At 63.1% G+C, this 12,309-nt stretch carries 17 protein-coding genes; 3 read left to right on the top strand and 14 right to left on the bottom strand.

Translation table 11 applies throughout. The features are described from left to right. The 5 genes from nuoF to VLE48_11565 form a co-directional block, all read right to left on the bottom strand. The coding region (gene nuoF, locus VLE48_11545; GenBank protein ID HSA93637.1) for an NADH-quinone oxidoreductase subunit NuoF at nt 1-1,117 on the bottom strand (1,117 nt) is incomplete at its 3' end. Beyond that, complete coding sequence (locus VLE48_11550; GenBank protein ID HSA93638.1) at nt 1,118-1,603, bottom strand: NAD(P)H-dependent oxidoreductase subunit E; 486 nt, start codon at nt 1,601-1,603, stop codon at nt 1,118-1,120. It abuts the gene before it with no gap. Then, entirely contained in the window at nt 1,600-2,799 is a 1,200-nt protein-coding gene (gene nuoD / locus VLE48_11555) for an NADH dehydrogenase (quinone) subunit D (GenBank protein ID HSA93639.1), read from the bottom strand. The genes VLE48_11550 and nuoD overlap by 4 nt, the downstream gene beginning before the upstream one ends. A gap of 2 nt (nt 2,800-2,801) precedes the next feature. Next, on the bottom strand, nt 2,802-3,299 hold the full coding sequence (locus tag VLE48_11560; GenBank protein ID HSA93640.1) for an NADH-quinone oxidoreductase subunit C: 498 nt from the start codon (nt 3,297-3,299) through the stop codon (nt 2,802-2,804). A gap of 1 nt (nt 3,300) precedes the next feature. Next, on the bottom strand, nt 3,301-3,690 hold the full coding sequence (locus VLE48_11565; GenBank protein ID HSA93641.1) for an NADH-quinone oxidoreductase subunit A: 390 nt from the start codon (nt 3,688-3,690) through the stop codon (nt 3,301-3,303). Nucleotides 3,691-3,832: 142 nt separating this feature from the next. Here VLE48_11565 and VLE48_11570 point away from each other — a divergent pair, with 142 nt between their 5' ends. Beyond that, nucleotides 3,833-4,411, top strand: a complete 579-nt coding sequence (locus tag VLE48_11570; GenBank protein HSA93642.1) for a hypothetical protein — start codon at nt 3,833-3,835, stop codon at nt 4,409-4,411. A 26-nt stretch (nt 4,412-4,437) separates the two neighbouring features. Here VLE48_11570 and thiS read toward each other — a convergent pair whose 3' ends face one another. Continuing rightward, nucleotides 4,438-4,641 (bottom strand): sulfur carrier protein ThiS, encoded by a 204-nt coding sequence (thiS, locus tag VLE48_11575; protein ID HSA93643.1) that lies wholly within the window; start codon nt 4,639-4,641, stop codon nt 4,438-4,440. Nucleotides 4,642-4,843: 202 nt separating this feature from the next. On the opposite strand from thiS, the gene VLE48_11580 reads away from it, so the two are divergent. Beyond that, nucleotides 4,844-5,317, top strand: coding sequence for a MerR family transcriptional regulator (locus tag VLE48_11580; protein ID HSA93644.1), 474 nt, complete (start codon nt 4,844-4,846; stop codon nt 5,315-5,317). Then, nucleotides 5,314-5,640 (top strand): hypothetical protein, encoded by a 327-nt coding sequence (locus VLE48_11585; protein HSA93645.1) that lies wholly within the window; start codon nt 5,314-5,316, stop codon nt 5,638-5,640. Before VLE48_11580 ends, VLE48_11585 begins: the two co-directional genes overlap by 4 nt. A gap of 69 nt (nt 5,641-5,709) precedes the next feature. On the opposite strand, the gene ribB is transcribed toward VLE48_11585, so the two are convergent. From ribB to VLE48_11625, 8 genes are all read right to left on the bottom strand, one after another. Further along, the gene (gene ribB / locus VLE48_11590; GenBank protein HSA93646.1) at nt 5,710-6,876 is read right to left on the bottom strand and encodes a 3,4-dihydroxy-2-butanone-4-phosphate synthase; all 1,167 of its coding nucleotides are present in this window, start codon (nt 6,874-6,876) and stop codon (nt 5,710-5,712) included. 111 nt (nt 6,877-6,987) lie between these two features. Then, the gene (locus VLE48_11595; protein HSA93647.1) at nt 6,988-7,980 is read right to left on the bottom strand and encodes an inorganic phosphate transporter; all 993 of its coding nucleotides are present in this window, start codon (nt 7,978-7,980) and stop codon (nt 6,988-6,990) included. A gap of 55 nt (nt 7,981-8,035) precedes the next feature. Continuing rightward, entirely contained in the window at nt 8,036-8,650 is a 615-nt protein-coding gene (locus VLE48_11600; GenBank protein ID HSA93648.1) for a DUF47 family protein, read from the bottom strand. Between the two features lie 181 nt (nt 8,651-8,831). Continuing rightward, a complete protein-coding gene (locus VLE48_11605) occupies nt 8,832-9,059 on the bottom strand; it encodes a hypothetical protein (protein ID HSA93649.1) in 228 nt (75 codons plus the stop codon). Between the two features lie 278 nt (nt 9,060-9,337). Beyond that, complete coding sequence (locus VLE48_11610) at nt 9,338-11,383, bottom strand: amylo-alpha-1,6-glucosidase (GenBank protein ID HSA93650.1); 2,046 nt, start codon at nt 11,381-11,383, stop codon at nt 9,338-9,340. After that, entirely contained in the window at nt 11,380-11,538 is a 159-nt protein-coding gene (locus tag VLE48_11615) for a hypothetical protein (protein ID HSA93651.1), read from the bottom strand. The genes VLE48_11610 and VLE48_11615 overlap by 4 nt, the downstream gene beginning before the upstream one ends. 10 nt (nt 11,539-11,548) lie before the next feature. After that, complete coding sequence (locus VLE48_11620; GenBank protein ID HSA93652.1) at nt 11,549-11,731, bottom strand: hypothetical protein; 183 nt, start codon at nt 11,729-11,731, stop codon at nt 11,549-11,551. A 10-nt stretch (nt 11,732-11,741) separates the two neighbouring features. Continuing rightward, nucleotides 11,742-12,308, bottom strand: coding sequence for an NAD(P)H-dependent oxidoreductase (locus tag VLE48_11625; protein ID HSA93653.1), 567 nt, complete (start codon nt 12,306-12,308; stop codon nt 11,742-11,744). Nucleotide 12,309 lies beyond the last annotated feature (1 nt).

Consider the following 12,309-nt stretch of genomic DNA (forward strand, 5'->3'; position numbering starts at 1 on the left):
CGCCGCCGGCGTGGAAGCGGGTGAGCGTCTTCTTGAGCCAGTCCGTGCCCTCGCGGCAGGGGATGCACCAGCCGCAGCTTTCGTGCTGGTAGAAGCCGATGATGCGCTGCGCGAACTTCACCATGCAGGTGGCATCGTCAACCACCACCACGCCGCCCGAACCCAGGAAGGTGCCGATCTTGGCCAGCGAGTCGAAGTCCATGGCGACGTCGATTTCTTCGGCGGCGAGGATGGGCGTCGAAGAGCCGCCCGGCACCACGGCCTTGACCTTGCGGCCGTTGGGGATACCGCCCGCCACCTCGTGAATCATCTTCTTCAGGTTGTAGCCGAGCGGCAGTTCGTAAACGCCCGGCCGGTTGACATGGCCGCTGAGGCAGAACAGTCGAGTGCCGCCGTTCTTGGGCGTGCCCAGGTCGGCGTACCATTTCCCTCCGCCCAGAATGATGTGCGGCACCGAGGCCAGCGTCTCCACGTTGTTGATGACGGTAGGACCGCCCCACAGCCCCACCACGGCCGGGAAGGGCGGACGTATGCGCGGGATGCCGCGCTTGCCCTCGAGCGACTCCATCAGCGCCGACTCTTCGCCGACCTCGTACGCGCCGGCGCCGGTATGCCAGTAGACCTCGAAGTCTCGGCCGCTGCCAAAGATGTTCTTGCCGATGAAGCCGCGCGCGCGCGCCTCTGCCAGCGCCTGGCGAAGGATGTCGACCAGGTAGCGGTACTCGCCGCGAATGTAGATGAAGCCGACCTTGGCTTGCACGGCCAGCCCGGCGATCATCACGCCTTCAATCACCGAGTGCGGGTCGTGCTCCAGGAGCAGGCGGTCCTTGCAGGTGCCGGGTTCGCTCTCATCCCCGTTGCAGAGCACGTACTTGGGCTTGGGAGACTCTTTGGGCACGAAGGACCACTTCAGCCCCGCAGGAAAGCCAGCCCCGCCGCGGCCGCGCAGGCTGGAGTCTTTCACTTCGCCGATGATGGCGTCCGGCGTCATGGAAAGGGCCTTTTGTACGGCCTTGTAGCCATCCAGCTCCAGGTAGCGGTCCAGCGAGGCCGCACCTAGGCCGAAGCGTTTGCTTACGACCTTGACTTCATCGGCGTGTGCTACCAGGTCCGCCACCTATTGCGTTCCCTTCTTGCGGCAATCCTCGAGGAGCTTATCGACCTTTTCCGCTGTGAGGTTCTCGTGAAAGTCGTAGTTCACCTGCATGGCAGGCGCCCAACTGCAAGCACCGATACACTCGACTTCTTCGAGCGAAAACACGCCGTCCTTGCTCGTTCCCTTGTGGCCGATGCCGAGCCTGCTCTTGCAGTGCTCGAATATGCCCTCGGCTCCGCGCAGCATGCAGGAAATGTTGGTGCAAACCTGCAGGTTGTACCTGCCTCGCGGCTTGGTGGTGAGCATGCTGTAGTAGCTGATGACGTTGCGGATCTCTAGCTCCGTCAGGTCGGTCTTGCTGGCCAGGTAGGTGACGGCTTCGTCGGTCACGTAACCCAGTTCATCCTGGGTGTAGAGCAGCATGGGAACGAGGAACGAGCGACGCGTGGGGTATTCCTGCATCTTCTCGTCAAAAAACCTGTCGAGCTGTTCGGAGACGGGAATCACCGGTCGATTTCTCCCAGCACGATGTCAATGCTGCCGATGGCCGCCACCACGTCCGCGATCAGTTTGCCTTCGCACATCTTGGGCAGGGCCTGGAGGTTGGCGTACGACGGCGAGCGCATGTGGACGCGGTGCGGCTTGGCAGTGCCATCGGACACCACGTAGTAGCCCATCTCGCCGCGCGGTGACTCGATGGCTTGATAGACTTCGCCCGCGGGCACCGCAAAGCCCTCGGTGACGATCTTGAAGTGATAGATGAGCGCTTCCATCTGCGTCTTCATCTTCTCCCGATCCGGCAGCACCACCTTGGGCGCATCGGCTTTGACCGCGCCTTCCGGCATGCCGTCCAGCGCCTGCCGCACGATGCCGATGGACTCGCGCAGTTCCTGCACGCGCACCAGATAGCGGGCGTAGACATCGCCGTCCGTCGATACCGGGACCTTGAACTGGAACTGGTCGTAGCTCGAATAAGGCATGTCGCGGCGCAGATCGATATCCACGCCGCTGGCGCGCAGTGAGGGACCGGTCACGCCCAGGGCCACGGCATCGTCGCCGGAGAGATAGGCCACGCCCTTGGTACGCCCGATCCAGATGCGGTTGCCGGTGAGCAAGGCTTCGTATTCGTCCACCCGCGCAGGGAAGAGGTCGGCGAAGCGACGGACGCGCTCAAAGAAGCCGAGCGGCGGCTCCAGGGCCAGACCTCCGATGCGGAAGTAGGAGGTCATCATGCGCTGGCCGCTGACCATCTCGAACAGGCGCAGGATGTCCTCGCGCTCGCGGAAGCAGTAGAGGAAGACGGTCATGGCGCCGATATCGAGCGCATGGGTGCCCAGCCAGACCAGGTGTGAGGCGATGCGCGAAAGCTCGTTGAGCAGCACGCGCATCCACTGCGCGCGTGGCGGAGCCTCCAGGCCCAGCAGCTTCTCGACCGCCAGCACGTAGCACAGGTTGTTGGTCAACGGGCACAGGTAGTCGATGCGGTCGGTCAGTACCACCACCTGCTGGTAGAACTTGGCTTCAGCGGTTTTCTCAATGCCGGTATGCAGATAGCCGATGTCCGGGATCATGCGCACCACGTTTTCGCCTTCGATCTCCAGCAGCAGGCGCAGGACCCCGTGCGTTGAAGGATGCTGTGGTCCCATGTTCAGGACCAGAGTGCCTTCGCCCTCCGGCGTAAGCGTGGGGGTGAGCGTGGCCACGGCTAGCGGTACCCCTCAACGGGATAATCCTTGCGCAGCGGGTGTCCCTGCCAGTCTTCCGGCATCATGATGCGGCGCAGGTCGGGGTGGCCCAGGAAGCGAACCCCGAACAGGTCAAAAACCTCGCGCTCGAAGAAGTTGGCCGAAGGCCAGACTGAAGTCACAGACTCGACGCCGGCATCGCCCTCCGCCAGACGCACTTTCAGGCGTACTCGCGCGCGGCGCGGGATGGAGAGCAAGTGATATACGACCTCGAAGCGCGGCTCACGCGGATGCCAGTCCACGCAGGTCAAATCGGAAAGAAAGTTGAAGCGCAAGTCGGCATCGTCACGCAGCAACAGCCCGGCTTCGCGGAGGGCGGGAGCGCGCACTTCGATGCTCAGCTCGCCGCGATCGAGCTTGGCGCCGGCCACCGCATCGGACCGCCAGCCGAGCAAGCGCGCGACGGGAGCCTCCCCGCGAAGCTGCTCGAAATCGGTGATGGCCGGTGGGAGCGCCATGTTAAAGATCGCTCCGGGGAGTGCCGGACCAGTCCAAAACTCCCTTCTTCCAGATGTAGAAGAAGCCGGCCAGGACGATGCCGATGTACACCAGCATCTCAAAGAAGCCGAACAGTCCCAGCTCGCGGGCGATGACCGCCCAGGGAAAGAGGAACACCACCTCGACGTCGAACAGGATGAACAGCATGGCGACCAGGTAGAACTTCACCGAGAAGCGGCTGCGGGCGTCGCCCACCGGATCCATGCCGCATTCATAGGCCTGGGATTTGACTCTACTGGGCCGGCGCCAGCCGATCAGATGCGAGAGCAGCACCATCCCGGCCGCCAGAGCCGCGGCGACCAGTAAATGTAGAAGTAGCGGCAGGTAGCGGGCGAAGTAGTTGTCCGGCATGGGAGAGCGTGTATATAATGCGCGCCGTTCTCAAACCGCTAAACATTCGACTATAGAGTTCGCATTTCGGAGTGTCAAGTTTGCGCCGATTTGTGCGGCTCGCTGCAAAGAAGTGCGCCGGCGGCCGAGAGGCGGGCGGGCCATGATTTTCGGTTTCAACACCGACGTCAAGCACGGCGATACCGTCTACCACGTCCAGAGCGAAGCGCGGAAGGTCGAGCTCCTGCTGCAGACCCAGGTCTTCGTCAAGGGACAGTGCATCGGTAAGCGTGCCGCATCCTATGCCGGTCATGCCCTGCGGCCGGATTTCTCCGAAGAGCAGATGCACGAGATGCTCAAAGCCCAGCATCGCCTGGTGCTGGACGGGATCAAGGAGGGCAAGGCGGCGGAAGTCGTCGCCCAGGACCGCGATATTCAGGATGTAGATGGCAGCGGGCTGGCCATGCGGTGGAGCAACCCAGGCGCGCCCGATGCCAATGGCGTCCTGGCGATGAAATTGCTGGTTACCGATGGCGGCGCTCCCGCTTCCGGTGCGCGAGTAGCAGCGAAATTGTCCTTGGACGGCCAAGCCCCGGTGGTGGCGCAGGCCTCAACGGATAGCTCCGGAAGCGCAGAACTCACAGTTACGCTGGGCGCCGATGCCGGCCAGGATTCCGGGGTGTTGATCCGCGCCGTGTGGGAAGGGAAGTCGGCGACGCGCAAGTTCCGAGTGAAGCGATAGGACCTATCACCAGGTCCCGTTGAGAATCATCCGCCGCCGACGAAATGGACGATCTCCAGCTGGTCTCCATCCACCAGAGGTGTCGCAGGCCAGCGGTCGCGGGGGACGATCTCGCGGTTCAGTTCCACGGCCACCCGGTCCGCCTTCAAGCCCAGATGGTCGAGCAATCCCGCCAGACTCGCCGGCTCGATTGAGACGCTTCGCTCCTCGCCGTTGATCTGCAGCTTCACGCCTCGATTGTAACCAGTCCCCAGGACCGAACGCCAAGCGGCAACAGCGATGCGCTCAGGCCGTATCCCGTCTGCCGTGTTCGTCGAGTCTGTTACTTGCAGAGATGCACGAGGGGCGGATTCTGCTTGACACGCAACATTCCAGGCCTAGAATGTTCGAAACAATTCGGCAGTTGCGCGTTTCAAGCAAAAGTTTTCGCGAATGAGCCAAGGATACACGTCGAAGCAAGTGGAGGCGCTCACCGGCATCACCCTGCGCCAGCTGCAATGGTGGGACGAGCAGGGAATCGTGGTGCCGGCGCGCGACGGGCGCCGCCGGCTGTACTCGATGGACGACCTGGCCGCCGTGGCTGTGATCGCCGAGCTGCGCGACAAGGGCTTCAGCTTGCAGCGCGTGCGCAAAGTGGTGCGCATGCTGCAGCGGGAGTTCGGACGCAGCCTGGTGGACGCGGTCTCGGTCCGGTCCGACTGCCACCTGCTGACCGATGGTCGCCGCGTCTATGTGGAGGACTCGGCGCACCGGGTGGTGGACATCCTCAAGAGTGCGCGTCAGCCCATTTTCGCCGTCTGCCTGACCGATACCGTGCGCCGCCTGCGCAGCGACCTGCGCGGGCGCAAGCGTCCGGTCCGGGCGGCGGGGATGCGGAGGGCGCGCTCGCGGAGGCTGGCGTCATGAAAGAAGATCCCAAGCTATCGCACGGCAAGTCAACCAAGGCTCCTGCGGGGTGCGTTCCCATGGTGGCCGAACTGAGCATCCTCACCGAATGGATCCCCGAGCAGATGGAGCCCGGCACCGTCTTTGTGCTGGAAAATGCCGGCGAGGTAGGGGGGAACGAGGATCCCTACTGGGCCGTGCTGGCCTGCCCCTCTTGCGGCACGCTGGGCTTGATCACGCGCCGGCAGGTGGCCGGGCTGATCCCGGTCCTGTGCGGTTCCGCCCAGTGCTCGGCGCACTTCATGCTGCGCGATGATGCCGTGCTGCCGCGCAAGCCGAACTGACGTATTCTCCCCCAGAGAGGCCAGGGGCGCGGCTGAAGCCGCGCCCTGTTTCTTCGCCAGGAATCCGTGCTAATCCCGGCTCGGGACTTGTGATCGTACCGGCACGGGAACCTGCTCCACCACCCGCATGCCGAATCCTTCCAGCGCCACCAGCTTGCGGGGATGATTGGTGAGCAGGCGGAGGGAATGGATGCCCAAATCGGAGAGAATCTGCGCTCCGATTCCGACTTCGCGCTGAGTCTTGCGCTGATGGTCGGGCAGGTCGGGCTGGCGCACTTCGCGATGAAAGGCCAGCGCGGGGCGATCGGCCACGCGCTCGACAGAGAAGCCCTTGGAAGTCTGGTGCAGATAGATGAGGGCGCCGCGGCCTTCGGCGGCGATCCGCTCCATGGAGCGCTCGATCACCGCCTGGCAGTCGCACCAGGTGGCGCCGAAGACGTCACCCACCAGGCAGTGGGAGTGCATGCGCACCAGCACCGGTTCATCCCCGGACTTTTCCACCTCGCCGCGGATCAAGGCCACGTGCGACTCCCGGTCGATCTCACTCTCGTAGGCGATCATGCGGAAGTCGCCGAAGCGGGTGGGCAATACGGCCTCGCCGATGCGGCGCACGAACCGCTCATGGCGCAGTCGATAGCGGATGAGATCGGCCACGGTCATCATCTTCAGGCCGTGCTCGCGGCAGAATTCGATGAGGTCGGGCACCCGCGCCATGGTGCCGTCCTCCTTCATGATTTCGCAGATGATGCCGGCCGGTACCATGCCGGCCAGGCGTGCCAGGTCCACGGAAGCTTCCGTTTGGCCCGCACGCACCAGGACGCCGCCTTTGCGCGCCCGTAGCGGGAAAACGTGGCCGGGCCGGGCCAGGTCGGAGGCCCGGGTGGCGGGATCGATGGCGACCCGAATGGTTCGTGCCCGGTCGTAGGCGGAGATTCCAGTGGTGATGCCGCTGCGCGCGTCGATGGCTTCGCAGAAAGCCGTGCCGTAGGTAGCCGTGTTCTCCGCTGTCATGGGGCCGATGCGCAGGTGGTCGAGCCGCTCCTCGGTCAGGGCCAGGCAAACCAGGCCGCGGCCATGCTTGGCCATGAAGTTGATGGCTCCGGCGGTGACCCTCTCGGCGGCTAGCGTCAGATCGCCTTCGTTCTCACGGTCTTCGTCGTCCACCACCACGACCATGCGGCCGTTGCGGATTTCCTCGATGCAGCTCTCGACGTCGCTGAAGGGCGCGTTTGTCATCCGCGTACGGTTGTCATTCTAGCAAACAGGCCGTTGGAAGCTGCGACTCTGAAGGACGACCACGCACGGCGCCAGTCTTCAGGTTATTGACCCGTCGGGCCAACTGGACCATCACAGGATCAGCAGCAGCAGCTTCATGGTTGTCCAGGCAATTAGGGCGCAGACTGGGAAGGTGAGAATCCATGCTATCGCGATTTCCCTGCCCACGCCCCAGCGGACGGCGGAGAGCCGTCGTGTCGCGCCGACCCCCATGATGGCGGTATTGATGGTGTGGGTAGTGCTCAGCGGGATGCCAAAGTAAGAGGCCAGAGTGATGGTGAATGCTGCGCCTGTTTCGGCGGCGAACCCATGCACGGGCTGCAACTTCGTCAGCCGTAATCCCATTGTCTTGATGATACGCCAGCCGCCGATGGCGGTTCCTACACCCATGGTCAGGGCGCAGGTCCAAATCACCCAGCCGGGTACGGCGAACTCCGGCAACAGTCCGCCCAGAACCAGGCCTAGGCTGAACACGCCGATGAACTTCTGGCCGTCGTTGCTGCCGTGGCCAAAGGCCATGAAGGCGGCGGAAAGAATCTGCAACTTGCCGAACCAACGGCGCACGGTCTCTGGGCGGGATTGGAAAAACAGCCGATAGATAAGGATCATCAGCAGTAACCCGCCGCCGAATCCTAAGAAGGTGGAAAAGGCCAATCCGATGAGGACTTTGCTCCAGCCCTTCCACACCAGGACCTCGGGTCCGGCAGCAGCCAGGCCGGCTCCGCTGAGACCGGCGACCAGGGCATGGCTCTCGCTGGTCGGCAGACCCCGCCACCAGGCCAGCGTGCTCCAAATGATGATGCCAAGCATGGCGGCGCCTATGGTAGGCAGGGTGATAACTTCAGGTTTGACGATGTCCTTGCCTATGGTCTGGGCCACCTTGATCCCATAGAAGGCACCAATGATGTTGAGCACGGTGGCCACGGCTACCGCATGGTAGGGCCGCAGTACGCGCGTCGCTACCACCGTGGCGATGGCGTTGGGAGCGTCCGTCCAGCCGTTGACGAATTCGGCGCCGAGCACGAGGAGCAAGACCAGCACCAGGGCGGGAGAGAGGTCCCCCATTAGAAAGACCTCTGGCCGGCAGGGCGTCGTGCGGGGATGGAAAACGTGAAAGACATCAGGCGCTCTTCAGCACCACGCTTTCCAGCACATTAGCGACATCCTCGCCACGGTCGGTGGCAGTCTCCAGGACTTCGTACAGTTCCTTGATCTTGATCAGGCGGATGGGGTCCCGCTCCTCGTCGAACAGCCGGCCAATGCCCGCGCGCGCCAGCCGGTCCGCTTCGTTTTCCAGACGGTTGATTTCCACGCAGTAGTCCAGCACATGGTTGTGCTTCTCCAGCATGACCACCGCCTTGGCGATCTGCTCACTCTGCAGCACGATAATCCGGGCCAGCTCCCTGGCTTCCGGTGGCGCTTCCGTGATCTTGTACATCAGGATGCGTTCGCCGGCGGCGTAGATCAGGTCCAGGACGTCATCCAGGCTGCTGGCCAGCCGGTGAATGTCTTCACGATCGAAAGGCGTGATGAAGGTCTGGTTGAGCTTGACCAGGATGGAGTGGGTCATCTCGTCGCCGCGGTGCTCGATCCCCTTCAGGGCCTGCACGCGTCCGTCCACCTGCTGAAAATCTGCCAGGAGCTCGGTCAGCAGCCTGGCGCCCTCGGTCAGATTGCCGGACATGTCGGCAAACATGTCGAAAAACTTCGTTTCGCGGGGAATGATGCGGACCATATTGTCCGAGGCTGCTCCACCTTTTAGGATTGCCGTACGAATCGAGGCGCCTACTATCGCACGCAGGGAAGAAGCGCGTCAAACCAGGCGCGTGTAAGGCCACTTGGACTCGGCGGGAGGAAAAATCAAACGGGCCATCCTGCCGGATGGCCCGTTCTGAAGCCCTCGGAAAGACGGACGCTTACAGGGTGGACTCGATCTCGAATCCCCACGCCTGCAGCAGCGTCTCCGGGATGAACTTGGAGTTCTTGTTCTTGCGCGCCCACTCGCGCAGGCGCGTGGAGCGGAGATACTGTTCCGGCTCGAGCTTGAACTCCTTCACCACCTGCTCGAACTCGGTCACCGTGGGTACCACCGGGCCGATCGGTTCCGGCTTACCCCAGTTGGGATTTCCACGACGCTTTGCCATTGAAGTTGCTTACCTGCCTTGTATCAGTGATTTGAAACCTACAGAATTGCTGCTACTTGATTGGATTGTCATCCGCTGAACCGCGATTCACCACGACAGCAGATTTTTCCCGAGCCGGAAGGAGCCTCTTCGAGTGTCCCGGGAAACAATTAGTATAGAGCTTTTCCCCGTGCAGTTCAAGGGCCACATGTAATCCATTGATATAGAACTGGTTACACGAATCTCCAAGCGCTACCCGACAGGTCCAGCCCGGACGATCCTCAGAATCGATTCCGGCTCTACGGTTGTGAACTGCGAGCGGGTTTGGCGGTTGCCGACGCGGTCCGCCGGACGGGACGGCGTCGGGGCTTGTCTGCGTGGAGCGCGAGTACGTCCTCCACCGCAGCGCGGAGCAGTTCGGCCACGCTCCATGCCTGGGCAAAGCACCCGCGCGGGCGGTGCGGAGGTTCAGCATCGAAGATTTCAGAGATTTGGCCGAGTCCGCCCTCTTCCATGTGGCGTCGGAACCCTTCCAGCCACGCCCGGGCCTGCTTGCGTGACTTGGTTGTGGCACCGTTGGCCTTCACATACGCGGTGAGGAAAGGCCCCATGAGCCACGGCCACACCGTTCCCTGATGATAGGAGGAATCGCGGCTGAACGGGTCACCCTCGTAGCGCGGGCGGTATTGCGGATCCTTGGGTGTCAGACTCCGCAGACCGACCGGAGTAAGGAGTTCGCGTTCTACGATCTCAAGCATGCGCCGGGTTTTGTCCAGCGGGAGCATGGTGAAGGGAAGGCTGGCGGCCAGCACCTGATTGGGACGGATGGATGCGTCGCGGTCATCGCCGTGGACTACGTCGTAGAGACATCCCGCGGATTCGTTCCAAAAAAGCCGGTTGAAGCTGGCACTCGCCTTGGCGGCCATGCCGGCATAACGCTTCGCGGCCTCCGGTTTCTCGAAGTGGCCGGCAAAGTCCTCCATGATGCGCAGCGCGTTGTACCACAGGGCCTGGATCTCGACCGGCTTGCCGTGGCGAGGGGTGACCACCCAGTCGCCGATCTTGGCGTCCATCCAGGTGAGCTGTACGCCGGGGACGCCGGCGGCCAGCAAACCGTCCTCTTCCATGCGGATGCCATAGCGGGTCCCGCGAATGTGCCAATCGATGATGTCCGTCAGGGCCGGATAGAGTTGCTCCCGGACGAGCGCCACATCTCCCGTGCGGTCGAGATAGGCGCGGATCGCCTCGAAGAACCACAGGGTGGCATCCACGGTGTTGTACTCGGGCGTTTCGCCGGCATCGGGAAAACGGTTGGGCAGCATGCCCTGGTCCACGTGCTTGGCGAATTCCAGGAGGATGCCCCGCGCTACGTCGACGCGACCGGTCGCCAGGGTCAGGCCGGGAAGGGCAATCATGGTGTCGCGTCCCCAATCGCTGAACCAGGGATAGCCGGCGATCACGGTGCTGCCTGCCCCGCGGCGGACAATGTACTGGTCGGCGGCGGCCACCAACTGTCTCACCAGATCGTCGTCGGCTGGAGCCTCGGCGAGGACAGCGTTGCGACGGGCGATCTCACGCTGACGGTAGAGGCCCGCGTCCCCGGCGCTGCGTGGCTCGGTGGAGACGATGAGGGTTGCCCCGGCGCGCATGCCCAAGTCGAACTTCAGGCGCATGGGGCTGAACAGATCTTCCTGGAAATCCAGGCCGCGCTCGCGTTCCACCGCATACTCGAAGTTGTAGAACCAGTCGCCGGAGGGGTCGAGCCCGGCAGCGTCGTGGGCGAAATAGAGGGTGGGCGCTCCGTCGTACGGCCGCACTGCCGCCAGGCCCGGCTGCACGTCCACGTTACGGTTCAGTGCGCCGTTGGCGTGCGTGGTGCTGTGGTAGTCGCGAAAGGCGATGAGCGGCCGGACCTCAAGCTGCGCGCTCGCAAGCGGGCGTTTCGAGCGCACCGCGTATGCCACCACTGTGGTGTTCTCGCCCTGCACCAGGAAGACCGATTTCTCGATTTCGATGCCATCCACTTCGTAGGTAAAGATGGGAAACGGGTCGAGGCGGAACTGCTTCAGGTAGTGGAAGCCCTGGGGGTGAACCACGCCCGGATACTGATTGGCGGAGAGGTCGAAGCGCTGTCCGTCGAGAACCACCGTCTCTTCCAACTTGGACAGCAACACCATCCGGCCCACCGGCGGATGCGTGGCGGCGGTGAGCAGCCCGTGGTAGCGGCGCGTGTTCAGGCCGACGATAGTAGAGGAAGAGAAACCGCCCAGGCCGTTGGTTTCCAGCCATTCCCGTCCCAGCGCTTGGGAGAGGTCATCGCAGATCTCCGGGCCGAAGCGAATCATCGCTTCTCCTGGAGCTTGCGCAGCATGTAGCCCGCATACCAGGTGGGCCAGTCGTCGTCGCGGTGGCCGAGAGTGCGCTCGTAGGTGCCGTGCGCCTGTTCCGCGTCGCGCAGCAGTTGGGCGAGTTCCGCCTGAGTAAGCTCTTTGAGGGTCATCCGACTCTCCCTACGCGAAGCGAGCTTCGGCCTTGCCGCAGCCGGGGCAGGTATGGGTTTCCTCGATCAGGCCTCCCAAAGCCGGATCGACCCTCTTCGCCTCCTGAGGGCTGGAGGGATAGATCAGCTTCTCCGCGTGGTGGTTCATCTCCATCTTGCATTCGGGGCAGACCATTTTCTGCTTGGCGGCCATGGCATCTTCCTTATTCGAGAGTGATGTTCTCGCGCCCGTGGCGCAGTGTCTTGGCCATCCAGATGAGTTCGCCCAGGAACTTGTCGGCGCGGCGGTAGTAGGCTTCGTCGAGCAATTTGCCGGACTCGTCGAAGGTCTTCGCGACCGTGCCGAAGTTCAGGTCCCAGAAGATGGGCACCAGGCCCAGCTCGCGCAGCACCGGCACCAAGCTCTGGATGCCCCGCGCGCCGCCGAACGGCCCGGCGGAAACGCCCGCGATGCCCGCTGGCTTATGGATGTATTCCTTCAGGCAGGAATCGAGCACGTGCTTCAGCAGCCCGGGAAAGCTGTGGTTGTACTCCGGGGAGACGATCACCAGGCCGTCGGCGCGGTTCATCTTCTCGGAGAATCCGGCGTCCTTGATGGCTTCTCCGGCGTCATCCACCGGGAGCGGCAGCTTGGCGATATCGATCACTTCCGACGTCACGCCCTTGCGCTTGAGCAATTCGCCGTGGACGAAGTGCGCCACGTGCGCGCTCATGCGCCCCTTGCGCGTGGTGCCCAGGATGACCGGGATGTACAGAGATCGTTCTTCCATG

Source organism: Terriglobales bacterium, from assembly GCA_035454605.1.
Taxonomy (GTDB): Bacteria; Acidobacteriota; Terriglobia; order Terriglobales; family Acidobacteriaceae; genus DATMAB01.

Coding starts and splice junctions, on each gene's coding strand:
- VLE48_11560 (HSA93640.1), bottom strand. CDS start 3,299: ATGGCGCTCCCACCGGCCATCACCGATTTCGAGCAGCTTCGCGGGGAG.
- VLE48_11565 (HSA93641.1), bottom strand. CDS start 3,690: ATGCCGGACAACTACTTCGCCCGCTACCTGCCGCTACTTCTACATTTA.
- VLE48_11620 (HSA93652.1), bottom strand. CDS start 11,731: ATGGCCGCCAAGCAGAAAATGGTCTGCCCCGAATGCAAGATGGAGATG.
- VLE48_11615 (HSA93651.1), bottom strand. CDS start 11,538: ATGACCCTCAAAGAGCTTACTCAGGCGGAACTCGCCCAACTGCTGCGC.
- VLE48_11610 (HSA93650.1), bottom strand. CDS start 11,383: ATGATTCGCTTCGGCCCGGAGATCTGCGATGACCTCTCCCAAGCGCTG.
- VLE48_11570 (HSA93642.1), top strand. CDS start 3,833: ATGATTTTCGGTTTCAACACCGACGTCAAGCACGGCGATACCGTCTAC.
- VLE48_11600 (HSA93648.1), bottom strand. CDS start 8,650: ATGGTCCGCATCATTCCCCGCGAAACGAAGTTTTTCGACATGTTTGCC.
- ribB (HSA93646.1), bottom strand. CDS start 6,876: ATGACAAACGCGCCCTTCAGCGACGTCGAGAGCTGCATCGAGGAAATC.
- VLE48_11580 (HSA93644.1), top strand. CDS start 4,844: ATGAGCCAAGGATACACGTCGAAGCAAGTGGAGGCGCTCACCGGCATC.
- VLE48_11585 (HSA93645.1), top strand. CDS start 5,314: ATGAAAGAAGATCCCAAGCTATCGCACGGCAAGTCAACCAAGGCTCCT.
- VLE48_11605 (HSA93649.1), bottom strand. CDS start 9,059: ATGGCAAAGCGTCGTGGAAATCCCAACTGGGGTAAGCCGGAACCGATC.
- VLE48_11595 (HSA93647.1), bottom strand. CDS start 7,980: ATGGGGGACCTCTCTCCCGCCCTGGTGCTGGTCTTGCTCCTCGTGCTC.
- VLE48_11625 (HSA93653.1), bottom strand. CDS start 12,308: ATGGAAGAACGATCTCTGTACATCCCGGTCATCCTGGGCACCACGCGC.